24 protein-coding genes and 1 tRNA gene are annotated in these 26,901 nt (G+C 44.9%); 22 read left to right on the top strand and 3 right to left on the bottom strand.

Annotated features, from left to right (window positions below):
- The gene (locus tag ABUE20_RS00535; protein WP_408617841.1) at positions 1-516 is read right to left on the bottom strand and encodes a DUF2062 domain-containing protein; all 516 of its coding nucleotides are present in this window, start codon (positions 514-516) and stop codon (positions 1-3) included.
- Between the two features lie 34 nt (positions 517-550).
- Here ABUE20_RS00535 and ABUE20_RS00530 point away from each other — a divergent pair, with 34 nt between their 5' ends.
- From ABUE20_RS00530 to dsbD, 15 genes are all read left to right on the top strand, one after another.
- Positions 551-2,797, top strand: coding sequence for a DNA internalization-related competence protein ComEC/Rec2 (locus tag ABUE20_RS00530; RefSeq protein ID WP_408617840.1), 2,247 nt, complete (start codon positions 551-553; stop codon positions 2,795-2,797).
- Between the two features lie 52 nt (positions 2,798-2,849).
- A complete protein-coding gene (gene msbA, locus ABUE20_RS00525; protein ID WP_408617839.1) occupies positions 2,850-4,604 on the top strand; it encodes a lipid A ABC transporter ATP-binding protein/permease MsbA in 1,755 nt (584 codons plus the stop codon).
- Positions 4,591-5,577, top strand: coding sequence for a tetraacyldisaccharide 4'-kinase (lpxK, locus tag ABUE20_RS00520; RefSeq protein ID WP_408617838.1), 987 nt, complete (start codon positions 4,591-4,593; stop codon positions 5,575-5,577). Before msbA ends, lpxK begins: the two co-directional genes overlap by 14 nt.
- Positions 5,561-5,749, top strand: coding sequence for a Trm112 family protein (locus ABUE20_RS00515; protein ID WP_408617837.1), 189 nt, complete (start codon positions 5,561-5,563; stop codon positions 5,747-5,749). The genes lpxK and ABUE20_RS00515 overlap by 17 nt, the downstream gene beginning before the upstream one ends.
- Complete coding sequence (gene kdsB / locus ABUE20_RS00510) at positions 5,746-6,492, top strand: 3-deoxy-manno-octulosonate cytidylyltransferase (RefSeq protein ID WP_408617836.1); 747 nt, start codon at positions 5,746-5,748, stop codon at positions 6,490-6,492. The genes ABUE20_RS00515 and kdsB overlap by 4 nt, the downstream gene beginning before the upstream one ends.
- Positions 6,493-6,959: 467 nt before the next feature.
- Positions 6,960-8,909 (top strand): FTR1 family iron permease, encoded by a 1,950-nt coding sequence (locus ABUE20_RS00505; RefSeq protein ID WP_408617835.1) that lies wholly within the window; start codon positions 6,960-6,962, stop codon positions 8,907-8,909.
- Positions 8,910-8,924: 15 nt separating this feature from the next.
- A complete protein-coding gene (locus ABUE20_RS00500; RefSeq protein WP_408617834.1) occupies positions 8,925-9,446 on the top strand; it encodes an iron transporter in 522 nt (173 codons plus the stop codon).
- A gap of 72 nt (positions 9,447-9,518) precedes the next feature.
- Positions 9,519-10,913, top strand: coding sequence for a Fe-S-containing protein (locus ABUE20_RS00495; RefSeq protein ID WP_408617833.1), 1,395 nt, complete (start codon positions 9,519-9,521; stop codon positions 10,911-10,913).
- 2 nt (positions 10,914-10,915) lie between these two features.
- Positions 10,916-12,205 (top strand): ABC transporter permease, encoded by a 1,290-nt coding sequence (locus ABUE20_RS00490; RefSeq protein WP_408617832.1) that lies wholly within the window; start codon positions 10,916-10,918, stop codon positions 12,203-12,205.
- On the top strand, positions 12,192-13,328 hold the full coding sequence (locus ABUE20_RS00485; RefSeq protein ID WP_408617831.1) for an FtsX-like permease family protein: 1,137 nt from the start codon (positions 12,192-12,194) through the stop codon (positions 13,326-13,328). The genes ABUE20_RS00490 and ABUE20_RS00485 overlap by 14 nt, the downstream gene beginning before the upstream one ends.
- A 2-nt stretch (positions 13,329-13,330) precedes the next feature.
- Positions 13,331-14,008, top strand: a complete 678-nt coding sequence (locus ABUE20_RS00480) for an ABC transporter ATP-binding protein (protein ID WP_408617830.1) — start codon at positions 13,331-13,333, stop codon at positions 14,006-14,008.
- A complete protein-coding gene (locus ABUE20_RS00475) occupies positions 13,995-14,486 on the top strand; it encodes a TlpA family protein disulfide reductase (RefSeq protein ID WP_408617829.1) in 492 nt (163 codons plus the stop codon). Before ABUE20_RS00480 ends, ABUE20_RS00475 begins: the two co-directional genes overlap by 14 nt.
- Before the next feature lie 34 nt (positions 14,487-14,520).
- Entirely contained in the window at positions 14,521-14,928 is a 408-nt protein-coding gene (locus ABUE20_RS00470) for a copper chaperone PCu(A)C (RefSeq protein ID WP_408617828.1), read from the top strand.
- Between the two features lie 9 nt (positions 14,929-14,937).
- Complete coding sequence (locus tag ABUE20_RS00465; protein WP_408617827.1) at positions 14,938-15,738, top strand: FMN-binding protein; 801 nt, start codon at positions 14,938-14,940, stop codon at positions 15,736-15,738.
- Positions 15,739-15,795: 57 nt separating this feature from the next.
- Positions 15,796-17,526 (top strand): protein-disulfide reductase DsbD, encoded by a 1,731-nt coding sequence (gene dsbD / locus ABUE20_RS00460; protein ID WP_408618221.1) that lies wholly within the window; start codon positions 15,796-15,798, stop codon positions 17,524-17,526.
- Between the two features lie 92 nt (positions 17,527-17,618).
- Here dsbD and folD read toward each other — a convergent pair whose 3' ends face one another.
- Positions 17,619-18,479: a bifunctional methylenetetrahydrofolate dehydrogenase/methenyltetrahydrofolate cyclohydrolase FolD gene (gene folD / locus ABUE20_RS00455; RefSeq protein ID WP_408617826.1), complete on the bottom strand. Its 861-nt coding sequence runs from the start codon at positions 18,477-18,479 to the stop codon at positions 17,619-17,621.
- A 286-nt stretch (positions 18,480-18,765) separates the two neighbouring features.
- Here folD and ABUE20_RS00450 point away from each other — a divergent pair.
- Positions 18,766-18,842: transfer RNA gene (locus ABUE20_RS00450), tRNA-Arg, on the top strand.
- Positions 18,843-19,116: 274 nt separating this feature from the next.
- Here ABUE20_RS00450 and ABUE20_RS00445 read toward each other — a convergent pair.
- Positions 19,117-20,073 carry an integron integrase gene (locus tag ABUE20_RS00445; RefSeq protein WP_408617825.1) on the bottom strand — a complete coding sequence of 319 codons (957 nt, stop codon included), beginning with the start codon at positions 20,071-20,073 and terminating at the stop codon, positions 19,117-19,119.
- Positions 20,074-20,425: 352 nt separating this feature from the next.
- Between ABUE20_RS00445 and ABUE20_RS00440 the strand changes: the two genes are divergently transcribed.
- The 6 genes from ABUE20_RS00440 to ABUE20_RS00415 all read left to right on the top strand — a co-directional run bounded on the left by ABUE20_RS00440 (position 20,426) and on the right by ABUE20_RS00415 (position 26,892).
- Positions 20,426-21,475, top strand: a complete 1,050-nt coding sequence (locus ABUE20_RS00440) for an SH3 domain-containing protein (protein WP_408617824.1) — start codon at positions 20,426-20,428, stop codon at positions 21,473-21,475.
- 140 nt (positions 21,476-21,615) lie between these two features.
- Complete coding sequence (locus ABUE20_RS00435; RefSeq protein ID WP_408617823.1) at positions 21,616-22,092, top strand: hypothetical protein; 477 nt, start codon at positions 21,616-21,618, stop codon at positions 22,090-22,092.
- Between the two features lies 1 nt (position 22,093).
- Positions 22,094-22,450 (top strand): hypothetical protein, encoded by a 357-nt coding sequence (locus ABUE20_RS00430; RefSeq protein ID WP_408617822.1) that lies wholly within the window; start codon positions 22,094-22,096, stop codon positions 22,448-22,450.
- A 474-nt stretch (positions 22,451-22,924) separates the two neighbouring features.
- Positions 22,925-23,902, top strand: coding sequence for a transposase (locus tag ABUE20_RS00425; protein ID WP_408617821.1), 978 nt, complete (start codon positions 22,925-22,927; stop codon positions 23,900-23,902).
- A gap of 651 nt (positions 23,903-24,553) precedes the next feature.
- Positions 24,554-25,522: a transposase gene (locus tag ABUE20_RS00420; protein WP_408617820.1), complete on the top strand. Its 969-nt coding sequence runs from the start codon at positions 24,554-24,556 to the stop codon at positions 25,520-25,522.
- Between the two features lie 500 nt (positions 25,523-26,022).
- Positions 26,023-26,892, top strand: a complete 870-nt coding sequence (locus tag ABUE20_RS00415) for an aldo/keto reductase (RefSeq protein ID WP_408617819.1) — start codon at positions 26,023-26,025, stop codon at positions 26,890-26,892.
- Positions 26,893-26,901 lie beyond the last annotated feature (9 nt).

Genomic DNA, 26,901 nt, shown 5'->3' with positions numbered 1-26,901 from the left:
TTAGCGGCGCAGTTTGCGCCGTTTTTGATATTTGCGAAGTGTCGAGAATTTCCACAACTGGCTGATAGCCACATAACCGACTAACGCACTAATTAAGCCACAGATTAAACACCCTAATAAAAAGGGGGGACCAATATGTTCCATTGTGGTGACGAACCATTCCCAAGACAGATGAAAAGAAAATTGTTCGGCTGGAGTTCTTAACGTGGTTGCACCAACCCGATAACAAAAATAAAAAAGAGGGGGCATCGTTAATGGGTTGGAGACCCAAACCAGAGCTACTGAAAGGGGTAGGTTAACCCGCAATAAAATGGCTCCGATGGCTGCTAAAATCATTTGAGAAGGCAATGGCACAAAAGCAATAAATAACCCTACGGCAAAGGCGCCCGCAGCGGCGCGGCGATTGAGTCGCCAGATATTCCCATCTTGTAACCAACGATTCAAAAAACGGAGATTCTTATTCGCTTTTAGTTGTTCTGGATCAGGCATTATGCGCTGTAAAAGACGTTTCGGCATGCTATTATACTGTCAAATATATCAATAGTGTGTTATGAAGTACTTTCTCATAGGGTGGTTATTCACCCTGATGTCGTCTCTTATATGGCCGACGTTACCATCTGTTTTTCTTTTAATGGGTTGTCTTGTCGTAAGCATTTTATGCATAAAGCACTATCCATTTGTTACAGGGTGCTGTTTGGCACTCTGCTGGTTGAGCTGGCAGGCACATACCTATCAAAAAGCCGTTTATCAACTTTCCCTGTCGGGACGTTACCATAGCATAGAAGGTACGGTGACGGCTGTATCTAAAAATACCTATAGGCAACATTTTTTATTAAAAATAAACCAAATCGATCAAACTACAGTTTCTTTATTCAGCCATCGAATGATTCGCCTCAGCCAGTATCATCGTAATCATCAACCGTTGACGGATTTAAATATTGGCGACAGAGTGCTCGTACGGGCTTCATTAAAACCTGCACATGCGAGTCTTGACCAAGGAATATTCAACTATCAACGTGCATTGGTGGCTCAGAATATTATAGCTCTGGGGACTACTTATAATATCACTATCCAGACCGTTTCCACTAGCTATCGATCACAACTTATTAAGCGATTACAAACGGCTTTTCAAAATATACCACAGGCATCGGTCATGCAGGCGCTGACCACTGGGATTAAATCAGATATCCCTTATCGGGAGCGCCAGTTATGGATGCAAGCTGGAGTGGGACACTTATTAGCTATCTCAGGTTTACATCTTGGTATTCTAGCTTTCTGGGGCGGGCTTCTAGGACGGCTGTGCAGTCGTTTTTTACCTTTTAAATGGCGAATTTGGTGTGAAATGCTCGGTGCAATCTTATGCGCATTGGGGTATGGCTCACTGGCTGGATGGCCGGTTTCCGCTCAGCGAGCCATGATCATGCTTTTGATTTGGCTAATGGTCAGACGGTGCTGGTTATGGATTAGTCACTTGGATTGTTGGTTGATCGCTATTTTTGGCGTAACGCTGCTATGGCCGCTATCGATTCTCAGTGGTGGTTTGTGGCTTTCGTTTGGGGCGATTCTGCTGATTTATTTTTTGTTGTGGCTCTGTCCGTGGTCCGGATGGCGGAGATTGCTATTTTTGCAGATGGGATTATGGATTGGTTTATTGCCGCTGCAGGTGAGCTTATTTGGGTATATCTCTTGGCTGGCTCTGCCACTGAATTTAGTAGCGATCCCATTGTTTAGTTTTGTCATTATCCCGTTGTTGTTATTAGGCGTGATCTCGCTTGTCTTAGGTGGATCTTTTGCAACCCTGTTTTTTAGTCCGGTTGGTATTATTTTAAGTCTTTTAAATAAAGCACTATTTATTGTTTTTGCACAGGTTCCGGTTATGGTCCCGGTTCCAAAAGCAACCGGGCTGCTATTTTCTCTTATATTGATCATCGGTTTATGTGGATTGGCAAAGCCGCATCGCCGTTGGTGGATTGCGCTGTCGATTTGGTTACTCTGGCCAGCGAAACCCGCACTATTGGATGGATGGTGGGTCCATTTTTTAGATGTCGGTCAGGGCTTGGCCGTGGTTGTGGAGTCGAATCATCATGCGATTTTATATGATACGGCAGCTCGTTATCCTTCTGGATTTTCATATGCTCGCTCTGTCATCCAACCGTTTCTCATGGATCGAGGGGATCTCACTGTTGATAAAATTATTTTAAGCCATGCTGATAATGATCATGCCGGTGGTTATCCGTTTTTACGGCGTCACTATCCCGAGGCTCAGGTTATTCGGGGTGCGGATCCGCGTTTTAAAACTCACAATTGTCAGGGGAACTATCACTGGCAACAACTGGTCTTAACCTTGATACAGCCAGAGGTAGTGGCCGGTCATGTCAATGATCAGTCCTGTATGTTGCTTATTAGTGATGGTTTTCATCGAATTTTATTAACAGGCGATATTGAGAAAGACGCCGAAGATTGGTGGGTTTTACATCGTTGGCAGCAAGTGGATGGCATTAGTGTCCCCCATCATGGGAGCCAAACATCGTCCAGTTCCATTTGGTTAAAGCAGCTGCAGCCGCATTGGGCGGTGGCCAGTAGTGGTTTTTTAAATGCCTATCATTTACCCGCAGCATCGGTTGTAGAACGTTATCGTAAGCTCCATATTCCTTTTTATAATACGGCAATGTTAGGGCAGGTTTCAGTCCATTTATATACCTCTGGTAGTGATTTAGTAAGTTATCGTAAGGATATAGCCCCTTTTTGGTACAATCGCGGTTTCTTACTGGAGAATTCTCATGGAAGCGGTTGGTGATTCCGGTTTAAACCGTTAGAATGGCCGCCAATTATTATAAGTTGATCTATATATGGCCTCAGAAAAACCAGAGCAAAGTAAATCGAATTTCGCGCGTCTATTAAGTTATGTTGCAGAGCGTAAAGCGGGTCTAGTCGTCGCGATCGTGGCAATGATTGGGTATGCCGCTGTTGATACGACTTTTGTCTATTCCATTAAACCACTTATTGATCAGGGATTGACTGGCTCTAACCCATCCATTCTTAAAATCATGCCATTTTTTGTCATTGGCATCGTCATCGCTCGTGGCCTCTGTAACTTTGTTTCCAGTTATTGTATGGCTTGGGTCGGGAGCCATGTGGTGATGAAAATGCAGCGACAAATTTTTGCTCATCTCATGGCAATGCCGGTCGCGTTTTTTGATAAACATTCGATTGGCACACTGCTATCAAAAATTACTTACGACACCAACCAAATTGCATCGGCCTCCACCAAAACATTGGTCACGATGGTGAAGCAGGGAGGGCTCATCGTGGGTTTGTTAGGGATGATGTTTTATAACAGCTGGTTGTTGTCATTGGTCTTTTTGGTCATCGGTCCACTGGTGGCCGTTGCCATTCGGATTGTGAGCAAACGATTCCGCCGTATCAGTAAGAATATGCAAGATGCGATGGGCTCTGTAACTTCGGTTTCAGAGCAGATGCTGAATGGCCATCGAGAAGTCCTCTCGTTTAATGGTCAAGACAAAGAATCGAAACGCTTTGATAAGGTCAGCAATCAGATCCGTCGTCAGCAAATGAAAATGTCGGCCACATCGGCGATTTCGAACCCGATCGTACAATCTGTTGCAACGCTGGGTTTGGCTGTGGTTCTGTTTGCGGCTTCATTTCCTGAGATCTTAAACGATTTAACCCCCGGAACCTTTACTGTTATCGTGACGTCGATGATGATGTTATTGCAACCGATCAAATCAATTACCCAGTTGAATAATGATTTCCAGAAAGGAATGGCTGCTTGTACCAGTCTGTTTTCGGTATTGGATACGCCAACGGAGGACGACCCCGGGAATTATCAGCCAGAGCGGGTGAAAGGACATATCCATTTTAAAAATGTCACGTTCACGTATCCGACCAAAGAAGAGCCAGTGCTCAAAAATATTAGCTTTGAAGTACCAGCCGGTAAAACAATTGCTTTAGTTGGACGATCCGGAAGCGGAAAAACCACCGTCGCCAGCTTACTTCCCCGGTTTTATGATATTGATGACGGGGATATTCTGATTGATGGGCATGATCTCAAAGACTACACATTGGCCTCTTTACGCAGCCAGTTTTCGATGGTTTCACAAAACGTCCATCTATTTTCTGGAACGATTGCTGAAAATATTGCTTATGCCAAAGATGATGCTACCGAGGAAGAGATTCTTCAGGTTGCGACCATGGCTAATGTTATGGAGTTCGCGGAGAACCTGCCGGATAAATTAGATACACTCATCGGCGAACGGGGAGTGATGCTCTCTGGTGGGCAGCGGCAACGAGTTGCCATAGCCCGGGCATTGTTGCGAGATGCGCCGATATTAATCCTTGATGAAGCTACCTCGGCACTGGATACCGCATCCGAGCGGAAAATTCAGGAAGCGATTGAACGAGTATGTAAAGATCGCACCGCTATTGTGATTGCACACCGGCTTTCGACGATTGAAAATGCGGATGAAATTTTGGTTGTTGATTCCGGACATTTGTTGGAGCGGGGAACGCATCTGGAGCTGTTAGCGCAAAAAGGCGCCTATTATCAGCTTTATAAAATGCAGTTCGGCGATGATGATGCTTGATCATCTGTGGTACCAACGGTCGCTATGGCGTTGGTTTTTATGGCCGTTATCCTGTCTATTTAAAGCGATTGCATCGCGCCGTCACCGCCGCTTTCTAAGCGGCGAAGCTTCTAGTTACCGGCCCCCTGTGCCGGTGATTATCGTTGGTAATATTAGTGTCGGCGGCAATGGTAAAACGCCGGTCGTTCTCGCTTTGTGTGAATATTTAAGTGCGCGTGATTATCACCCGGCTGTGATTAGCCGGGGCTATGGGGGCAGTTCGAAACAGCCGCTGTGGGTTGAAGCCGAAATGGATGCGTCGTTGAGTGGTGATGAACCGTTATTAATTCGTCGTCGTAGCCAGTGTCCGGTGGTGGTGGGGGCTAATCGTCAGGCATCGGTTGAGTTAATCCTACAACGTTATCCTGAATGTAATGTCATTATTTCGGACGATGGCATGCAACATTATCGCTTAGCTCGAGATATCGAGCTCTGTGTGGTCGATGCAGTGCGTCGTTTTGGCAATGAAATGTGCCTGCCCGCCGGTCCACTGCGCGAGCCGGTTTCGCGATTGCATTATGTGGATCGCATTATTGCCAATGGTTCTGAATTACCGGAGCTGGCCTGTGATGTCATGACGCTACGCGCACAGAATTGGCGGCGCGTTAGTGATGATGACATTATTCCTAATATCCCCACAACCGGATATGCCCTTGCGGGAATTGGCAATCCCCAGCGTTTTTATCAGACACTGAGCCAACAGGGATTGAAGCTGGATGGTTATATTGAGATCGGCGATCATCGGCGATTGTCCGCAGCTCAAATTAAACAATACCAGCAGCAAGTTGTTTTTATGACCGAGAAAGACGCGCTAAAATATCGAAAACTAGCAGGGCCAAATTGGTATTATTTGCCGGTAACCGCGTCACTGCCTGAAGAATTCTATATGTTTATTCAAGAAAAACTGGAGCAACTCTATGCCGTTGGATCGTAATTTGTTAGAGATCGTTGCATGCCCGATTTGTAAAGGAAAACTATATTTGGATCAGACTCATGAAGAGTTGATTTGTAAATTTGATCGGCTGGCTTATCCAATTGATCAGGGGATCCCTGTCTTACTTGAAGATAAAGCCCGTGAACTGAAAAGTGATGAGTTGCCTAAATGAGCTATACCATAATTATTCCGGCCCGCTTTGCTTCAACGCGGCTTCCCGGAAAACCGTTGCTGGATTTGGTTGGGAAACCAATGATCCAGCGAGTGGTTGAGCAAGCTAATTTATGTCAGGCTAACCGAGTCATTGTTGCGACGGATGATCAACGCATTGCCGACGCAGTGACCCCTTATGGGACGGAAGTCTGCATGACCCGCAGTGATCATCAGTCTGGTACGGAACGACTAGCGGAAGTGGTCAAGAATGCTGGAATCGCCGATGATGAAATTATCGTTAATATTCAAGGTGATGAGCCATTAATTCAGCCGCAGTTAGTCGATCAGGTAGCGCAATTGTTACTTGATGATCCGAGTTCCCCAATGGCTACTTTAGGGACGGCCATCAATGATGCTGAACAGATCCAGGATCCGAATGCAGTGAAAGTTGTCGTCGATAAAAATGGTCGGGCGTTGTATTTTAGCCGTGCACCGATTCCTTTTTCTCGAGAAGGCGAGTGGCCAGCCGAATATTACCTGCGGCATATTGGTATGTATGGATATCGGGCTGGATTTTTAGATCAGTATATTCATATGGAAGTATCCCCACTGGAGCAAATCGAAAAGCTAGAACAGTTGCGGGTGCTTTGGCATGGCTATTCGATTAAATTAGCCAAAGCGGTCATTGAACCTGGGTTAGGGGTGGATACTCAGGCGGACCTTGAGAAAGTTCGAGCGATTATTCAAGCCTCTCTTCGTTAGTCTCTTGCTATTTATCCTTCAGGGTCATGTCTTATAGCAGATGGATAATTCATGACCTGATCGTGCGTTGCTCCATACGCATGTTGGGTGTTCTGCATTTTATCAGCGCTGCTCAATAGTGTTTTTTATATATGATGCTTTCATTGCTGCCGATCATTGTGAGCTAGGCGTTGCCAGTTTGATCCGCTGCTTTGTGAAATCCTGTACCCCTCCTTAAGATAAATAAGAATCATTTCTATTTTAAGTTTTTTGCTAATTTGCTATAGTTGTTTTTGAAAGTAGAAAACAAATAAGAATCGTTATCATTTTTATTGATCTGGATCTATTACTTCCTGTTTTTCTTCTTCATAATCATTTGGGCATTCTGAATGGGGTGTTTGGATGTGTTTAATAAACGGGTTGGCTGTCAGTTGCTCAAGATTGGGTAACGTTTTTAAAGCCGATTGTTCGTCATAAGGGATAAGGGCATGCATTGTGTCGTGAAACGGATTGTTCTTACGGTCTGTTGTTTTCTGTTTAGTTTTTCTGTCGCTGCTGCGATCATTGATTATCAAAAAGCAGCCGATGAAATTAATTCACGTCTTGATAAAGCGTTGACACTCTATCAAAACGGCGATGTAAATCAGGCTAAGCGCACCGTTCAGATGGCTTATTTTGAGATCTTCGAAGGTCTCGAAGGTCCGATTCGAATTAACTATTCCCAACAGTACAGCTATCAGCTTGAAGCTAAATTTGGCGAAATCCGCAAAATGATTGCCAATAATGCATCTCAGGAGAAAGTCTCTGAGCAAGTCGATTGGCTGAAACAAAAAATTGCGGCGGTGCCGGAGATCTTAAAATCCGGGCATCAGCTGGTTGCGGAAACTCAAAACATTAATAAAGATTCGATTTTGCCTTACTGGCGCGATCAAGTCGTTAAAATTGAAACACTATTGAATCAAGCGCTGGCGAGCTATCGGGAATCAAATCAGGCGGATGATTCAAAAGCTAAACTCGATCATGCCTACCAACTGTTACAGCAAGCCCAATTTCAAGGGTACAAAAATTCAGATTTAGAAACGGCGATTCGTCTGAATCGTTCATCGACCAAAGCCGCTGATTACAACAGCCGTTTTCAAGCTATGGAAACGTTGGTTCAGCAACCTTATAGCAATCAACAATTGGTGGCCTTTGGCTATGATGTCGCCACCATTGTGCAAGACCTTAAAGATGATCTGCCGAACCTACCTGCGACTCGAGATTCGCAGAAACAAGCACAGCCACAAACCGCTTCAGCAGATACATCGGTTAAAGATTGGAACAAGGTTTCTGCACAAATCAATGATGCTATTGCAGCTGCGATTGCAATTTACCGGCAAGGGGATGTTGAGCGGGCGATGGGTGCGGTTCAAGATGCCTATTTTGACTTGTTTGAATCAACCGGAATGGAAAATGCGGTTGGTGCTCGAGATTCAGCCTTTAAAGCACAGCTCGAAGGCTACTTTACTCGTATCGTGAGTTTGATGAAAGCGAAGCAACCGGTGGCGACGATGGATGAGCAGCTGAGCCTGTTATCGGCTGATTTAGCCAAAGCGACGCAGATGATCGGTGACGGAAGTCAGGGGAGTTGGGGTATTTTCTTAGCCAGCTTAACCATCATTCTTCGTGAAGGTCTGGAAGCGCTATTGATTGTGGCCGCTATTACCGCTTATCTGATTAAAAACGAACATCGTGACAAGCTGTACATTGTTAAAAATTCAGTGGCCGTCGGATTAGTTGCGAGTGTAGCAACTGCGGTTTTATTTCAGTGGTTGTTTACCAATTCAGGGGCGAGTCGGGAGGCTCTGGAAGGCTTGACCATGCTGATCGCGGTGGTGGTGCTGTTCTTCATGAGTTATTGGCTCCTTTCCAAAGTAGAAGCGACCCAATGGAAAAAGTATCTGCAGAGTAAACTCGCGCGTTCGTTGACATCCGGTTCCATTGCCGGGTTGTGGTTTGCCAGTTTTCTTTCTGTGTATCGGGAAGGGGCTGAAACCGTTCTGTTTTATTATGCCTTGGGAGCAAATTCTGATACCGCATCCTTAATCGCACTGTTTGCAGGGCTCGCGCTGGGGATTGTGATATTGCTCATTATCTTTGTGATCATGCGGTATAGCGTTGTGAAGTTGCCACTCAAGCCATTCTTCATGTTTACCGGTGGCTTTATGTATCTGATGGCATTTGTATTTGCCGGTAAAGGGATTTTGGAATTAGTCGAAGCGAAGTGGGTGAATCCCACCCTGCTCACCGGAATGCCTCAAATTAGCCTCTTAGGTATTTACCCGTATATAGAAACATTAATCCCGCAAGTTATTTTGGTTTTAGCTGCGATTGTGGCACTCGTTGTCATAAAACGTCGCAGTAATTTGGAGATGGAGTCTACCTCCACGAGTCGATAAAGAAGGAATGAGTCAATGTCAAAAAAACTACTTGTATCTGCCGCTGTGGCTTCATTGTTAGCAGCATCTGCAGCCCAAGCTGGTGAAACACCAGCCGGTGAAACGGTTGTGATGAATGGAATGCAACTCGCCGCTGTTTATTTAGAACCGATCACAATGGAACCGCAAGGCATGATGAATGCTGCATCAAAATCTGATGTCCATTTAGAAGCTGATATTCATGCAACTAAAGGGAACAAAAACGGTTTTGGTGCGGGTGAATGGATCCCATATCTGACGGTTGGCTACAAAATTGAAAACCTGGATACCGGTAAAACACAATCAGGCACTTTCATGCCGATGGTGGCTTCAGATGGTCCTCACTATGGTTTGAACGTTAAAATGCTAGGTGTCGGTAACTATAAAATGACCCTGCATATCGATCCACCATCCAAAGCAGGCCTGTTGCGTCATACTGATCCTGAAACAGGCGTAGGCCGCTGGTTTAAACCATTTGATGTGACTTACAACTTTAAATATGTAGGTCTGAATAAATAAGCAATTCGCAACAGAATAATGTGCCAGTGGCTATCTTAAGTAGCCACTTTATTCATTGCGTTATGGAGTCTCATGAGCTTTTATCTGTCGCAGGTGGTTTCACATTTTCTGCTCATCGCGGTATTTATGGGTGTGTTATGGGCAGATGTTAAAATTCGGCGCTATCGAGCGCAGTTTTGGTTATTTGTTATTGCCGTCGTTGCCGGAGCCACGCTTTATCTGTCGCTTCCCTATAGCCAGATTTACGTGCTCAGCGCAAGTGCCATTTATGCGGTATTGCTGTGTCTGTTAGGCTTAGTTAATCTCTTCTTTAAACCCAATTCACAAATTCTGCTTTACGGGCAAAGCTTGCTGGTGTTACTGGCCAGCTTTATGTGGGCGCGTGTTGCCAAACTCGGGATGCTAAGTGTCACGTCGGTCATCAATACGGATCTCATCTTAAACGCGGCTGCTTTGGTGGGCGGATTTGTTTTGATCCTGTTCGCACAGCTTCTGACCACGCTGAGTGCGAGTTGGCGCAGTCGCCGTTTTAATCGAATTTTTTCATTCGTCTTGTTGATCATTGCGTTACTACCTCTTTCGGGCGAGTTGCTACTGGCGGGGATGAAACTGCAATTGATCGGGCTGTATCGTGAACTACTCAGTTATGTATCGAAAGTGACCAATTTTTATTGGCTCTATGCTTACGTGGTATTGATTCTTGCCATTTTGTTGGCGGCTCTTTTCGTGATCCGCAATATTCTTCCAGCGAAACGGCACTATAAAAGTATGGCGAGAGGCGTTGAACAACGTAAGCAACATGCACATTATCAAAGTCGATTGCATTTATTTCAGGGCTACGCTCTGACTCTGGTACTGGTTTTAGCCTCCATCAGTTATTGGGATTTAGTGGCTTCTCGGCCACCCACTCGATCAGCCGCACTTCCGGTTGAACTTGCGGCGGATCATGCGGTGCATATTCCCATTGAAAAGCCGCTGCTGGATGGAAAATTACATCGTTATCAATGGGTCGCCAGTGATGGCAAAGTGGTGCGCTTTTTTATTATTGACCGCTATCCGGGTCAGCAAAAATTTGGCGTGGTCTTCGATGCCTGCCGTTTGTGTGGCGATGCCGGTTATATTCAGCAGGGAACGCAGGTGATCTGTTTAGCCTGTGGCGTACATATTTTTATCCCATCGATTGGTCGCGCCGGTGGTTGTAACCCGATTCCCATTGAAAAATGGACGATGCAAGATAATCAGATCGTGATTTCACAAAAAATGCTGGAGAGCGGTTTACAGTTCTTCAGCGAAGTGGTCGAGATCACAGCAACGGATCCGGTCAATGGTGACCACGTCAGTAATTTAAAAGCACCATTTAATTATATGTATGCCGGGAAAACTTACTTTTTCACAACCCAAGGTTCATACGATAAGTTCCGAGATAATCCGGAGCAGTATATAGCGTCTGAACAAGTGGGAGGTTAGCCATGTTGGGGACAATGCTACGCCAGTCATGGCGCCATGATTCAAACCGAAAAATTCTGGCCACAACCACGGTCTTTCTGGCAGCCAGTTTGATTTCGGCATTGCTGGCTATTTCGATCAATATCGGTGACAAAATGTCACGCGAGATGAAGACCTATGGTGCGAATATTGAGATCACACCCGAAGGGCAAATTCAGTTGCCACAGATGCTGCATGGTGCAACCGATACTTTGGATAAAGCGGATCTATTAGCCGAAACTGAACTGCCGAACATTATGGATATTTTTTGGCGCAATAACATCATCGGGTTTGCGCCATCGGTGCAAGGTGAGGCCGAAGTGGTGGCTGGAACCGAACATTCGGATGTGGATATTATCGGCACTTTTTTTGATAAAAATATCCCAGTTTCAGATGAACCGGATTATCACACCGGCAATAAGATCATTGCCTCTTACTGGCAAGTTCAGGGGAAATGGCCCGATGATGAAACAGCGCAGGCATTGGTCGGGCGCAGTCTGGCGAAAGCACGTGGTTGGCAGGTAGGGGATGAGCTAACCGTGACCGGCAATGGGCAAACCCAGCGATTGCAGGTAACCGGTATTTTAACCGATGGTGGCGCTGAAGAAGATGCGATTGTAATGCCATTGCATCTGGCTCAACGATTGTTAGGACTGGAAGGTCGGGTACAGTCGATCCGGGTTTCAGCGCTAACGGTCCCGGAAAATGACCTCTCAAAAAAAGCACGTAAAGATCTGCAGTCATTGGATTCCGATGAATATGATCGCTGGTATTGTACGGCGTTTGTGTCTTCGATTGCTTTTCAGCTGGAATCTGCATTGAACAATGCATCGGTTCGACCTCTGTGGCAAGTTGCTGCATCAGAAGGCGTGGTCATTAGTAAAATTCAAACGTTGCTGTTTATGGTGACTTTTGCCGCGTTGATCTCGGCGGCAATGGGCATTGCCTCATTGATGACCAATGCGATTTTACAGCGAGCTAAAGAGATCGGGTTGATGAAATCACTCGGCGCACATAATTGGCAGGTATATTTGTTGTTTTATTTGGAATCGGCCATTTGTGGCGTATTAGGTGGGGCACTGGGCTGCGTCGCCGGATACGGATTATCCAAAGTGATGGGCTATGCGTTATTTGACTCGGCGGTAAATTTCCACTGGATTATCGTCCCCGTGGTCTTGGTGGTTGCGGTGTTGATTACACTGCTGGGAACTTATTTCCCCGCACGGCGGATTGCAGCGCTCTATCCAATCGAGGTGTTGTATGGCCGCAAATAAAACAACCTCAATGAATTCTTTGCTGGTCATCCGCTCTTTGAAGTTGCGCTTGCGCCGCGTCTTTGTGGTGTTTCTAGCACTCACGGTGGGAGCCGCGATTATTACGGCGATGGCTGGTGTGTATTTTGATATCAACCAGAAAATGAGTTATGAACTGCGCAGCTACGGCGCTAACTTTTTCGTCGGGCCCGGCAAAGCCGCGTATCTGGATCAACATGACTACCAGCAAATGTTAAATCAGGTCCCGGCACACAGTTTAGTCGCTTCCAGCCCATATTTGTACGGCATGGTGCAGTCTGATCTGGAAAAAGTCGTGCTGATGGGCGTCGATTTTTCACAGCTTAAAAAACTGGTGCCCTATTGGCAGGTCCAGGGGGACTGGATCGGTGTCTCTTTTGATGAACGTAATGCGATGATCGGAACCAAATTGGCTAAAAAGCTGGAGCTGAAATTAGGCTCGGTGATCCATGTGATTAATGGCAATGTCCGTCATCAATTTACCATTAAAGGGATTATTGAATCGGGTGAAGATGAAGATAATTACCTGATTGTTAATCTGCCTTTCGTCCAAAATTGGTTGGGGCATCCGGGAAAGATCAACTATGCGATGTTCAGTATTGATAACGATCATGATCAGGTGGCGCAGTTTGCCCATACCTTGCAACAAAACTTTCCGAAATTAACGGCGCGCCCGATCCGCAAAGTGTCGGCTTCGGAAGGGAAGGTTCTGGATAAAATTAAACTGTTGATGGGGTTGGTTGCCGTTGTGATTTTGATCTTATCGACGCTGTGTGTAAATACGACCTTAACGGCGATGTTTGCTGAACGGCGCCGTGAATTTGCACTGCAAAAAGCGTTGGGAGCATCCAATAAAGCGATTACTGAACAGATTTTAAAAGAGACGATCATCATGACGGTTTCTGCGATTGTGGTCGGATTGGCACTGGGGTATCTACTGGCACAAGTTTTAGGTGAAACCGTATTTAGTGCCTCGATTGATCTGCGCCTTCCGGTCTTCTTGATCACGATTGTACTGTCATTTTTAGCCGCGCTCGTGGCCGCAACCATTCCAACGCTGCGCGCCATTCGTATTGATCCGGCCAAAGTCTTAAAAGGGGAATAACGATGTCTGATTACGCAATTCAAACCATAGGGCTTTGCAAACATTTTGATCAAGTCAAAGCGCTAGATGATATTAATATTGCGATTAAATATGGTGAGTTTGTCTCGATCATGGGCTCGTCCGGTTCAGGCAAAACCACATTGATGAACATTTTAAGCTGTCTGGATACGGCAACGGCCGGACAGGTCTATCTGGATGGACAAGATGCCGCAGGGCTGGATGAAGATGGCCGCCGTGCTTTTCGCGCTGAAAAAATTGGCTTGCTGTTCCAGCAGTTTCATTTGATCCCTTATTTAACCGCATTGGAAAACGTGATGCTGGCTCAGCACTATCATAGTGTGACGGATAAAGAAGCGGCAGCGGCGGTACTCGAACAGGTAGGACTAGGACACCGCATCGATCACTTGCCGAATCAGCTGTCCGGTGGTGAACAGCAGCGCGTTTGTATTGCCCGTGCTTTGGTCAATGAATGTCCGATCATCTTTGCTGATGAACCCACTGGCAATTTAGATGAAAAGAATGAGCAAATTGTCTTGGAAATTTTCCAGAAACTCCATGCGCAGGATCGCACCATCATTATGGTGACGCATAATCCGGATCTGGGGAAATACACCGACCGGATTATTCGGTTGCAACATGGCAAATATGTGGGCGAGGAAGTGCTCAATGAAGTGGCTTAATTCAGCTTGGATAGTCGCAACCCTACTGGTGCTGGGGGGATGTCAGCAAGAGCGAGTGCAGATTGGCAAAACGGCCCCGCCGCTAGCGACTTTTGATAGTGCTCAGCAACAATTTGATCTCCCTAAAAATCCCACTAAACCGGTGATCTTGGAGTTTTGGACTGAGGATTGTGGAGCGTGCATCGCGATGATGAAATCTTTGAATAAGGTTGCCATGTCTCGATCAAAACAAGTGGATGTGATTGCCGTTAATATGGATAAGCGAGCGGTTGACTTAACCGCGGTTCAAAATAAGTGGCAACTCCATTTTCCACTGGTTCGTGATCAATTGGGGATTACTCAAGAGCGTTATGCCGTTGAAGTGACGCCGACCACCTTTTGGATCAATCGGGATGGGGTAGTGACACGAACAGAGATTGGTTTTTCTGCTTCAAGGGATTTAAACCGTGATGTCGACCGGCTTTTGCAAAACCATTAGGTATGTTTTATTACTCGGTAGTTTTTGGGGTTGCTTGACCTTGAGCCCTGCTCAGGCCGTTGAACTCTCGGCGCAACAAGTCGATGTGGTAGCACCAGTTATTTTTATGTTGCGCCCACCGGCGAAAGCAACGGGTTCAAGGATGGCAATTATCAATCATCTAGATAAACCGCTGCAGATATTATCGGTCAGTTGTGAAGCGTTTTCGCAGGTGATGTTCCATTCGGTCCATTTTCGTCAGGGGCAACAGGTAATGGAACCGGTCAAACAGCTTCAGGTGAGCGCTCATGGCCGGTTAGTGCTGACACCGAATACCACCCATTTGATGTTTATGGCACCGAAGCGTGCTTTATCCAAAGGGGAGTATCTCCAATTAATATTGCATACCAGCGCGGGTGATATCAAAACGATTGCCCAGATTGTTCCTTTTCATTTGAAGTAAGAATTAGTGATGACGTATTCAGCCAAACTGCTTTGTGCAGTACTTTCGACAACACTGCTTCTGAGCGGTTGTTTTGATCATAATCCCAAAGAGGATGCAAAAATTCAGGCCCTGCGCGATAAAATTAGCGGCCGCCATGAAAACGAAAACAAAACGGTAAAACGCGATCCGCAGCGTGTTTTAGCCGAAACAGCCGGTTTATCGGTGCAGGGGAACTTGTCAGATACGCTCAAAGCACGCATAACGACGCAGTGGGTGAATTTGGATAACGATAGCTTAATTACAGATGACAGTGCGATTGCAAAGTATCAACAGCTATCGCAACAAGGCCTGATTCAGCCGCATGCTCTGGATCCTAAAGCCAATCTGGCGGGCTTAAAAGAGCAAGAAAAAATTGCCAAAGTTTATTTAGTTAAAGCTGCATCCGGCGACTACTCCGAGATTGTTTTGCCAATCCGGGGCATGGGCTATTTTGATATGCTCTATGGCTATCTGGCACTCGATCTTCATACCCTCAAGATCACTCGCATTGGTTTTTATCAAAATGCCGAAACGCCCGCGTTGGGAGGACAGGTGATGACCAATCAGCAGTGGGCTGCAAAATTTGCCGGGAAGTCGATCTTTAAGTCAGGACAGCCTGACTTTCGCCTAACCAAAGGGGGCGAACAGCAGGATGATTACAGTGTTGATGGTATCTCCGGCGCAACCCATACCAGCCGTGGCGTGCAGAATCTCATCAACTACTGGTGTGGCAATCAGGGGTATGGACCGTTGCTAACACTTCTGCAATACCAATACACCAAACAGTAACTGCGGTCCGAGCTAGTGATAGAGCAGCGTAAGATCATCGCACGATGTTATCACCTGATGCTGATGATGACGCTGCTATGCTCTTGCGTAACCCAAGCTACGGTTGTCGAGCCAAATCGCCCGGTTACGTCGGTGCTACCGGTGAGCCAGGTTTTCCAACTGGACGGGGTCTATCACGATGCTCAGTTGACGCTGAACTGGCAAATTCACCCCGGTTTTTATCTGTATCGGGACCAAATTAAAGTTCGTTATCACGATCATGAATTGCCAATAAACTTCCCCACAGCACAGCACCATCATGACCCGATTTTCGGTGATGTTGCGATTTATACTCATGGTTTGTTATTACATGTCGGTGCCGAGGCTCATGCCGGTGATTTGATCAGCATTGAGTATCGGGGCTGTGCGTTCTCTGGCTTTTGTTATCCGCCGCACACCCAAACTTTTCAGGTGAATGCCAACCTGAAGCAAGGGGGGCAATTTGTTCAGCCATCGACATCTAAAACGACGGCATCACATTATAGTGGCCAGTGGATTGCCAACTATTTAGCCCAGTATTGGTGGAGCCTCGCACTGATGATTGTGCTGGGAATGGGACTTGCGTTTACTCCTTGTGTATTGCCGATCTATCCGCTGGTGATTGCCTCTATTTGGGCTGAGAATAAAGCGTCACACGCACATAGTTTTTGGGGTGCTCTGCTTTATGTGCAGGGGATGGCGCTCACGTATACCGTTTTGGCCCTTATCGCAGGACTTGTTGGAATGGCCTTTCAGAGCCTGCTGCAATCACCCGTCGTGATCGGCGTGATGAGCCTTTGGGTGATAGCGATGGCAGGAGCCATGTTCGGCTGGTATTCGCTGAGTTTACCGGTTGGGTTGCAAACGCAATGGGCGCAATTGAGCCAACGGCTGCATTATCCGCGGTGGTTGAACTTATTGCTGATGGGCGCACTCTCAGGGATGATCAGCTCGCCATGCACCAGTGTACCACTCTCTGGTATTTTGTTGTTTATTTTGCAAAGTGGTCAGTGGTTGAACGGTGTTATTGCGTTATATCTGCTGGCTGTAGGGATGGGGATCCCCTTGCTTATCGCTGCTGTCGGAGGGCGAGCCTTATTGCCTCGGGCCGGGCATTGGATGCAGCCGGTGCAAACCGCTCTGGGATTGGCACTACTCAGTTTACCTATTTTATTGATGGCACGGATTTGGCCCGTCAGTTGGGTCAATGCCCTCTGGTTGCTGCTGGGCAGTATGGTGTTGGGCTGGCTCAGTTATTTAGTGCTATCTTCCTTGCGAAAAATGCGGCGCCTTGTGGCCGCTGTCGTAAGCCTTGGCATATTCGTGTTGGGGATGCATCTTTTTGCTGCGCAGCTTCCTTTTAGCCGCTCCGGGCCACAGCCGAGTGCGATTGATTACCGTGTGAGTCAAAGCCATGAACTGGATACTCACCTGAGCCAAGCCCGGCTTGCAAATGCCCCGGTGATCCTCGATTTTTATGCCGACTGGTGTGTGGCTTGTCGGGAACTGGATCAACATACCTGGACGGATCCCGCTCTGATACAAACGCTCAAATCGGTGACGGTCATTAAAGTCGATGTGACCGAGATGAGCCCTGAACAACAGACGCTGTTAGCCCGCTATCGGGTGATCGGTTTACCCACACTAATTTTTATATCGGCAACGGGGAATCTGGAGCCTGAGAAACAGGTCGCTGGTTATATCTCACCTTTAGCATTATCTGAACAGCTTACAAGCAATGCGGCAAGTTTGAATGAGAGGTCGCTTTAAAAAATCGTTGTGAGAGGGGAGTTAACTGCCGAGAAATAGCCTATAGAGCAACAAAAGGTGATTGCATCAAAGACAATCACCTTAAAATGAGCTTATTGAGGATCGTGATACTTTTCGCAGGCTTCCAGAGTATTTTCAATTAAGCTAGCGACGGTCATTGGGCCAACCCCACCGGGGACCGGTGTGATCCAGCTGGCATGCTGGCTGGCAATATCAAACTCGACATCACCGACCAGTTTGCCGGATCCCAGACGGTTAATGCCGACATCGATCACAATGGCGCCATCTTTAATCCATTTACCGGGAATAAACTGGGATTTCCCAATCGCGACGATCAATAGATCCGCGCGGCGAACTTCGCTTTCTAAATCTTTCGTAAAGCGGTGACACGTTGTTGTCGTGCAACCGGCCAGCAATAGTTCTAATGTCATCGGGCGACCCACAATATTGGAAGCACCGACGATCACCGCATGCATCCCGTAGGTATCGACACCCGTAGATTGAACCAGCGTCATAATCCCTTTTGGAGTACAAGGGCGAAGCGCAGGAATACGCTGTGCCAACCGGCCGATATTATAAGGGTGGAAACCATCGACATCTTTATCCGGACGAATCCGCTCGATCACCTGTGTTTCATCAATCGAATCGGGGAGCGGCAGCTGTACTAAAATACCATCGACTTCATCGTCATTATTCAGCTGATCAATCAGCTCAAATAACTCTTGTTGTGAGGTTGTAACGGGTAAATCATAAGAGCGAGAGATAAAACCAACTTCATCACAAGCACGGCGTTTGCTACCGACATAAACCTGAGACGCGGGATCTTCACCCACTAAGATTACAGCTAATCCGGGAGCGCGAAGTCCTTTTTGCTGGCGCTGAGCCACTTTGCTAGCCACTTCAGTTCGCAGCGATTGAGCGATTTGTTTTCCATCAATAATCTGAGCAGACATAAACTATTTAGCTTGGGGGGTTATGAATTCAGTGGCGATATTGTCGCAGAAAAGGAACGACTGGGCTAGATTGATTTTGGTGCATCAATTAAAAACAGTTGTTTTATCAATAAAAATGTTCCGGATATAAATCGTAATGAAGTATTGAGAGGCCAGGTGATGAATAATTAGTCATTGGTGTGGCATTTGGACAAAAGTATTTGACGCTACGGTGACATCTCAGTAATATTCGGCGTCGTTGGTTGGGGACAGAGTATAATCATACGCGCTTCAGCCACTCAAAAATGCACCCTTAGCTCAGTTGGATAGAGCACGTGCCTTCTAAGCATGGGGTCGCAGGTTCGAATCCTGCAGGGTGCGCCACTTTTATTCCCTTTAAAATCCCTCGATTTCGTAAATAACGATTCACAAGCATTATTTATCTCATACCTTTGTATTAAGCCAATTCAGTAAATGATTCAGCCGTCTGATTTTCATCAAAAAATCGACTCGTTAAGCTAGCATTGATTATCAATTTAATTAGAATGGAAAATATCAGCAGTGGCAGTTATTTTGTGCTCATGGTTGAAACATGACAGCCTGTTTAAGTTGAAACTACAGGGATGCGGTGAGCATTCTTGGGGCGGTAGCGTGCTTGCTAAAGCCGATCCGCAGGGCTCATAACTCCGGCATAGTGTTGACCTAACACATGAGTATAGATTTGAGTCGTTTTCACATCGTTATGACCGAGTAATTCTTGAACGGTTCGAATATCTGCTCCCGTCGCTAAAAGTTGCGTAGCAAATGAGTGACGAAAAGTATGGCAACTAACCTTCTTAAATAAACCAGCCTGTTGAACCGCTGCCGATAGGGCTCTTCTAATCGATGAACTGTGCAAATGATGCCGACAGGCCTCGCCGGTGATGGGGTGTGTGCAAACAGTTTGGCTGGGGAACCAAAACATCCAACCGGGCTGGCGAAATGCATTTGGATACTTATGACTTAATATACCGGGTAGCGATGGTCCAATCCCGTTTTGATTGTCGGATTTTTGCATGGCCAGTACTTGATTGAGCCGAGCTTTTAACTGCTGGGAGCATTGGTGGCTTAATAACGTTTGTCGATCTTGACGTCCTTTACCATCACGGACTGTTATGGATAATTTATCGAGATCAACGTCTTGTACTCTTAAGCGTAGACATTCACTAATTCGAAGGCCGCTACCGTATAGGATCCGAATAATTAACGCAGGCTCTGGTGAAAGAAGGGATAGGATTCGACTGACTTCTTCAGGCGTCAGTACCACAGGTAATTGACGTTGTTTCGTTGCTAAAGAGAAACCGAGATCCCCTAAATTTTGATGAAGATATTTTTGATAAAGAAAAGCTAATGCATTTAAAGCCACTTTTTGGGTGTTAACCGCCACATGTCGTTGGTTAGCCAAAAAAGAGAGAAATTGAGTGACTTCAGGTGCGCCCATAAGTGAAGGATGGGTCTTATTTTTGAATAAAATAAAAGCTTTGATCCAGTATAGGTAGCTTTTTTCGGTACGAATACTATATCCGCGAAGCCGGATGTTTTGCCGGATATCTTCTAAAAATGGGCTATGATCCATTGAAATCTCTCACTGATAAAATACTGTATATACATACAGTATTATCTTTATGCATGAGAAATCAAGCACATTTTGTAGCACATGATGCACACTTTATTTTCATCAGTTTTTAAAAAATAAATTTAAATCAATAAGTTATTTTTTATTTGGGGGAGTTATTACGCACAATCAGGGGAGATATTGCGCGTGCGCGTTTTGTCACTCAGGATGATTTTAAAAAAATCATTTATTCTATTGAAATAGAATGAGTTAGCGACTTATTGGATAAAAGTGTGCGGGTAGTTTTTGAGCGTGCGTGATATACAAATGTTAGATTTTTGTGTGCTAACTAGGAATGAGCAACGTATAAAGTATGAATAAAGAGCTTGAGAGGCTAGTCAACCCTCCTTGGATGAAGTCTATTCAAAGGTTTCAAAAGCAGACTAATATAGCTGCGTTGGTATTCCAAGAATCTGAAGCCATGTGTTCAATCAGAAAGCTTAGTGAATCTACCAAGTTGGCTTCGTTAGCATTTAATGAGTCGGAACTGATGAAATCTGCGCGCATGGTTGCAGAAAGTAGTAAGTTGGCTTCGCTCGCACTCCGTGAGTCAGATGCCTTGAGAACTATCAGAGAGTTAACTGATTCAAGTCGCTTTGCTGCACTGGCATTGCAAGAATCAGAAGCATTGAAATCATTTAGATCTATTGCAGAATCGACTCGATTGTCTGCTATTGCATTCCAGCAATCTGAAACGGCAAGGCAACTTCAAAGTCTGGCCGTATCAAGTCAATTAGCATCAATTGCTTTGAAACAATCGGAAGCGTTTAAACATATATCACAGCTGAGCAATCTCGCATCATTTAAAGCCTTATCTAACTTGGAAAACTCGCCGTTTTTTGAAAACTCAGCTTTAGCTTTCTATCCTGAAAAGGCTTTTTCAAAAGCTATTGATGAATCTCTTATAGAAATAGATGCGGAAATAAGTGAAGAAATATCTTCGGTAACTGATTTTAATGCTCTCTCGGAAAAAACAAAGAGAATTTTACTTTACTTGTACCACACTTATTTTCTTCCTGTTTTTTTGAGTTGCCTGTCTGCTTATGTAATGACAAATGTAATTGAGGGCAGAAAAGAGACCGTTTCTATAACCACGCCGTCAGAGGCCAAAGCTTTTGTTAAGGAGCCGAATGAAAATTTCGATCGTGCTGCTCTAAAAGGGTTTCGTGTTGTTACTGCTAACACCCTGAACTTTAGAGAAAGTCCAGGAATGAAATCTGAAATAGTCACAACGCTACCGGTTGGAACATTGGTCGAAGTTATTGATAAATCCGACCGGTCATGGCTTCTAGTTGAGGTTGAAATTGACGGTGTTCTTGAGCAGGGCTGGATCTCTAGACGTTACACAGCTTACTTTAAATAAATCTAACAAAGCGCTGCTGTCGGACAAACTTTCCGCTGCGCTACAAGTTTGCCGCAGAGCGCGGCGTTATGAGCCAAAAATTATCATCGATTCAAGGTGCGGTTTACATTAATATTTATCAAACTATAAGGTAAGAGAAATTGGAATTATTTATACAACTTTGGGAACCTATTAAGGCATTATCTCTATCTGATTATGGGAGTTGGGCTTCAATTATAGGATTTTTCATATCCATATTCACATTAATCCTTATTAAGCGCCTAAAAAAGAGTTTTATGTTTAGAGCTAGAGTTGATATTCAAGGAGATTTATTACAAAAGCTATCATCAGAATTATCTAAATTGCTAGGAACGTATACTGCAAGTATTGATGATATTACTGAAATATTAACTAAAGTTAAAGTTAAATTAAGAGCATTGAAAAAAGGTGCTAAAGGTGACTTAGAACATGATATTGTTAATGCTATTTCTAAAATAGAGGTATTTTTAGAGACGTATTGGGGAAAGTCGTCCTCTCCGATACCCCCAGAAAAAAATGCTCGTGAAATATACTCTTTGATAAATATAATTGTAGAAGAAATTAGTAATGTTAAATCTGAATTAGTTGTTGGAAATTAAAATGAAAACTGTTAGAGACTGGATATTACTTGTAGATAAGCTAACTGAATTAACTCAGTATAATAAAATTAACTGGGAAAGAGATGATGCACCAAATTATTTACAAAGTTCAATAAGTAGAGTGGATTTTGTTTATTTCACAACATTTAATAATCAACGATTTCGATTATTTGAAGAGACTTATAAATATTTTACAGATGAGCACCAATATTTTTGGGAAACTCAATCACAATTGGATCTAGTAGATAGTTACGGAAATTCTATCTTTGATATACCAAAGACAAAAAATATGTATAATTTGATGCAGGCTGTTAAATATCAGTCTTCTAATATAAGTCAAATTTTCGATGGGTGGTAATGGCTCATAACAAGTCGCAGCAATTGACAAAAATACATGTCACGAATTTTGGTACCCAAAATGTAGCGCCATGCATTTTTAACAAATAGGCCACCCACCATATAGAGCCAGTATTCATGCGGCTTTTATGAAATTAGGGGAAGCAAAATGGCCGAAACCTTCACTTTGCATTTTGATTCATTTTGTTGGTAAAACTGTGGCGTTTCCGATTATTTGAATGACCTTGAAAAAGGAAGGTTCAAGGATCCTGTTATAACAGAGAAATAAATAGGCCACCCACCGTATAAATCCAGTATTCATGCGGCTCTTATGAAATGAGAGGAAGCAAAATGGCCGAAACCTTCACTTTGTATAAAATAAATAGGCCACCCACCTGATGAAGCCAGTCAATATGGGAAGTGTGGTTCGGGCTTGACGAATTGACAAAATACTGTATAAATATACAGATGTATTTATCAGTAGTGGTCGTTATCCATGCCAAAGCCGAGATGTCAGCAGATTAGTCTGAGCGATACACCCTATTATCATTGTATTTCCCGATGTGTCCGGCGTGCCTTTTTATGTGGTGAGGATAGCGTGACGGGAAAAAGCTTTGAGCATCGCTGTGGCTGGATAGAAGAACGGCTCCTGTTTTTAGGCGGTGTGTTTGCGATTGATATCTGTGCCTATGCCATCATGAGTAATCATTTGCACGTGGTTTTGCATGTCAATGAATCACAGGCCGAGAGCTGGTCCACACAGGAAGTGATTCAACACTGGCATCAATTGCATCAGGGCACATGCTTTACCCGACAATTTGAGCAAGGTGAGTCTCTGCCTGAATTCGCCATGAATCTTGTTAATGCTTCGGCAGAAACTTATCGGGCCCGGTTACAGGATATCAGCTGGTTGATGCGAGAACTCAACGAACCCATCGCAAGACAGGCGAATGCTGAAGATAACTGTACGGGTCGATTCTGGGAAGGTCGGTTTAAATCACAGGCGCTGCTGGATGAAACCGCATTAGCGGCGTGTATGGCCTATGTTGATTTAAACCCGCTGCGCGCAGGCCTGAGTTCAACACCGGAGGACTCTGAATTTACCAGTTTCAGACAACGGGCCAAAGCGGCTCAGCAACACCGGCAACCGAAACGGCTTTATCCGTTTACAGGTAATCCTCGTCAAAACAGGCCTGAAGGGCTGGCCTTCAAACTGACCGATTATCTGGAACTTATCGACCTGACTGGGCGCATCGTTCGACCGGATAAAAAGGGTTCGATTGATATTTCATTGCACCCTATTTTACAGCGTCTTCATATCAGCTCTGCGAGCTGGCTCGATATCATCACTTCATTTTCAGCGCAATCTAAAGGACTGGTCGGGAGCCATGAGTCACTGGTTCAATATGATTATCGCCATCATTGCCGCAGGCATCATCGGGGTGGCTATCAGCCAAGTGCTTCACACGCTTAGGGTTTAATTTTTACTCCTAGAAGGATAAATTCCTCATTATTTTACTCCCAAACAGAGCGACCTCGGCGACCCTCAATTATACGATTTACTCCACGTTTCCTCAGATATGAGCTTAAATATTTATTCTGAGAGCTCCGACAGGATTGTCATCATTTAATTCATTGAAATGGTATGCGTATTAGCCGTGTGAGATTTAATGTTCTGTTATTGTGGCTGTCCTATTAGTTCTCTCTATTAGTTCTCTTTAGTTCTTTTGAATCGAGGGTTGGTTTGGAATTTTTTGATAAAAATGATTAAGTCTGATGGCATTGATGAGGAAATTTCATGAGTTTGTTGGAATAAAAGAGATAAAAGTTTGATCTCAATTGGGGTAGTCTAGAGCCTAAGAATATACGTATGAAACGCTGTGGTGTCTCGTTAGGTTCAATTGTTGTCCTTACTTTTATCGCAGTGATATTGAGAGCGCAGAGTAACAAATAGGCCACCCACCATATAGAGCCAGTATTCATGCGGCTCTTATGAAATCAAGTGACATAAATAGGCCACCCACCTGATGAAGCCAGTCAATATGGGAAGTGTGGTTTGGGCTTGACGTATTGATAAGATACTGTATAAGTATACAGATGCACTTATCAGTAGTGGTCGTTATTTATGCCAAAACCGAGATGTCAGCAGATTAGTCTGAGCGATACACCCTATTATCATTGTATTTCCCGATGTGTCCGGCGTGCCTTCTTATGTGGTGAGGATAGTGTGACGGGGAAAAGCTTTGAGCATCGCCGTGGCTGGATAGAAGAACGGCTCTTGTTTTTAGGCGGTGTATTTGCGATTGATATCTGTGCTTATGCCATCATGAGTAATCATCTACACGTGGTTTTGCATGTCAACGAATCACAGGCCGAGAGCTGGTCCACACAGGAAGTGATTCAACACTGGCATCAATTGCATCAGGGCACACACTTCACCCGGCAATTTGAGCAAGGTGAATCTCTGTCAGAATTTGAGACGACTCTGGTCAATGCTTCGGCAGAAACTTATCGGGCCCGGTTACAGGATATCAGCTGGTTGATGCGAGAGCTTAATGAACCCATCGCAAGACAGGCCAATGCTGAAGATAACTGTAGCGGTCGATTCTGGGAAGGTCGGTTTAAATCACAGGCACTGCTGGATGAAACCGCATTAGCGGCGTGTATGGCCTATGTTGATTTAAACCCGCTGCGCGCAGGCCTGAGTTCGACACCGGAAGACTCCAAATTTACCAGCATCAGACAGCGGGCCAAAGCGGCTCAGCAACACCGGCAACCGAAACGGCTATATCCGTTTACAGGAAACCCTCGTCAAAACAGGCCGGAAGGGCTGGCCTTCAAACTGACCGATTATCTGGAACTTATCGACCTGACCGGGCGCATCGTTCGACCTGATAAAAAGGGTGCGATTGATATTTCATTGCAACCTATTTTACAGCGCCTTCATATCAGCTCTGCGAGCTGGCTCGATATTATCACTTCATTTTCAGCGCAATCTAAAGGACTGGTCGGGAGTCATGCGTCACTGGTTCAATATGATAATCGCCATCATTGCCGCAGGCATCATCGGGGTGGCTATCAGCCAAGTGCTTAACATGCTTTGGGTTTGATTTTTACTCATGAAATGATAAGTTCTGATTACTCCCAAACAGAGCGACCTCGACGACCCTCAGTATACTGATTTACTCCAACTCTCCTCAGATATGAGCTTAAATATCTATTCTGAGAGCTCCAACAAGATTGTCATCATCTAATTCATTGAAATGGGATGTGCATCAGCCGTGTGAGATTTAATGTTCTGTTATTGTGGCTGTCCTATTAGCTGCTCTCTTTTGAATCGAGGGTTGGTTTGGAATTTTTTGATAAAAATGATTAAGTCTGATGGCATTGATGAGGAAATTTCATGAGTTTGTTGGAATAAAAGAGATAAAAGTTTGATCTCAATTGGGGTAGTCTAGAGCCTAAGAATATACGTATGAAACGCTGTGTTGTCTCGTTAGGTTCAATTGTTGTCCTTACTTTTATCGCAGTGATATTGAGAGCGCAGAGCGTTTCATCGTATTTCATTCAACATCATCATGGAGATACCCTACCGTGGAATATACTGAATTAAGTAATGGTCTTAAGATGCCGATGGGCGGCTTTGGCGTTTTTCAGGTAACCGATAAAGAAGAATGCAAACAGTCTGTGATCAATGCTATCCGCGCTGGTTACCGTTTAATTGATACAGCAGCCGTTTATGGTAATGAAGATGCTGTTGGTGATGCTGTTCGTGAAGTGATTGCCGAGGGGGTGTGTACTCGTGAAGAGTTGTTCATTACCTCAAAATTATGGGTACAGGATATGGAAAACTACGATACAGCTAAGGCTGCTATCGATGCTTCCTTAAACAAAATGGGCCTTGAATATTTGGACCTCTATTTATTGCATCAGGCTATGAGAGACTATTTTAGTGCTTGGCGCGCGATGGAAGATGCATACCAAGAAGGCAAACTGAAAGCGATTGGTGTTTCCAACTTCTATGCTCATGTGTTAACGAACTTTTGTGAAACAGTAAAAATTGCACCGATGGTGAATCAGGTTGAACTGCATCCTTATTTTGCTCAGCCAGATGCTGTTGAAACGATGAAACACTACCATGTTCAGCCTGAAGCCTGGGCTCCACTGGGGGGCGGTCGTTATCAACCCTTTGAAGATGAAATGTTGCAGGGGATTGCGAGTGCTCATGGTAAATCGGTCGCACAGGTTATTTTGCGTTGGAATGTACAACGTGGTGTGACCGTCATTCCTAAATCAACCCATCAGAACCGTATTGAAGAAAACTTTGATATCTGGGACTTCACGCTGACTGATGAAGAGATGGATAAAATTAGTGCTCTTGATTTAGGTTATGTTGGCCCTGCGGTGAAACACTTCAATCCGGAATTCGTTCGGGGTTGTTTAGGTGTGAAAATTCATGACTAAGTACTAAAG

The sequence above is a fragment of the Celerinatantimonas marina genome, assembly GCF_046054165.1.
GTDB lineage: Bacteria > Pseudomonadota > Gammaproteobacteria > Enterobacterales > Celerinatantimonadaceae > Celerinatantimonas.
Note: the sequence above shows the minus strand (reverse complement) of the source record. Positions and strands in the feature narration are given on the sequence as shown.

Coding starts and splice junctions, on each gene's coding strand:
- ABUE20_RS00535 (WP_408617841.1), bottom strand. CDS start 516: ATGCCGAAACGTCTTTTACAGCGCATAATGCCTGATCCAGAACAACTA.
- ABUE20_RS00530 (WP_408617840.1), top strand. CDS start 551: ATGAAGTACTTTCTCATAGGGTGGTTATTCACCCTGATGTCGTCTCTT.
- msbA (WP_408617839.1), top strand. CDS start 2,850: ATGGCCTCAGAAAAACCAGAGCAAAGTAAATCGAATTTCGCGCGTCTA.
- lpxK (WP_408617838.1), top strand. CDS start 4,591: ATGATGATGCTTGATCATCTGTGGTACCAACGGTCGCTATGGCGTTGG.
- ABUE20_RS00515 (WP_408617837.1), top strand. CDS start 5,561: ATGCCGTTGGATCGTAATTTGTTAGAGATCGTTGCATGCCCGATTTGT.
- kdsB (WP_408617836.1), top strand. CDS start 5,746: ATGAGCTATACCATAATTATTCCGGCCCGCTTTGCTTCAACGCGGCTT.
- ABUE20_RS00505 (WP_408617835.1), top strand. CDS start 6,960: ATGCATTGTGTCGTGAAACGGATTGTTCTTACGGTCTGTTGTTTTCTG.
- ABUE20_RS00500 (WP_408617834.1), top strand. CDS start 8,925: ATGTCAAAAAAACTACTTGTATCTGCCGCTGTGGCTTCATTGTTAGCA.
- ABUE20_RS00495 (WP_408617833.1), top strand. CDS start 9,519: ATGAGCTTTTATCTGTCGCAGGTGGTTTCACATTTTCTGCTCATCGCG.
- ABUE20_RS00490 (WP_408617832.1), top strand. CDS start 10,916: ATGTTGGGGACAATGCTACGCCAGTCATGGCGCCATGATTCAAACCGA.
- ABUE20_RS00485 (WP_408617831.1), top strand. CDS start 12,192: ATGGCCGCAAATAAAACAACCTCAATGAATTCTTTGCTGGTCATCCGC.
- ABUE20_RS00480 (WP_408617830.1), top strand. CDS start 13,331: ATGTCTGATTACGCAATTCAAACCATAGGGCTTTGCAAACATTTTGAT.
- ABUE20_RS00475 (WP_408617829.1), top strand. CDS start 13,995: ATGAAGTGGCTTAATTCAGCTTGGATAGTCGCAACCCTACTGGTGCTG.
- ABUE20_RS00465 (WP_408617827.1), top strand. CDS start 14,938: ATGACGTATTCAGCCAAACTGCTTTGTGCAGTACTTTCGACAACACTG.
- dsbD (WP_408618221.1), top strand. CDS start 15,796: ATGCTGATGATGACGCTGCTATGCTCTTGCGTAACCCAAGCTACGGTT.
- folD (WP_408617826.1), bottom strand. CDS start 18,479: ATGTCTGCTCAGATTATTGATGGAAAACAAATCGCTCAATCGCTGCGA.
- ABUE20_RS00445 (WP_408617825.1), bottom strand. CDS start 20,073: ATGGATCATAGCCCATTTTTAGAAGATATCCGGCAAAACATCCGGCTT.
- ABUE20_RS00440 (WP_408617824.1), top strand. CDS start 20,426: ATGAATAAAGAGCTTGAGAGGCTAGTCAACCCTCCTTGGATGAAGTCT.
- ABUE20_RS00430 (WP_408617822.1), top strand. CDS start 22,094: ATGAAAACTGTTAGAGACTGGATATTACTTGTAGATAAGCTAACTGAA.
- ABUE20_RS00425 (WP_408617821.1), top strand. CDS start 22,925: ATGCCAAAGCCGAGATGTCAGCAGATTAGTCTGAGCGATACACCCTAT.
- ABUE20_RS00420 (WP_408617820.1), top strand. CDS start 24,554: ATGCCAAAACCGAGATGTCAGCAGATTAGTCTGAGCGATACACCCTAT.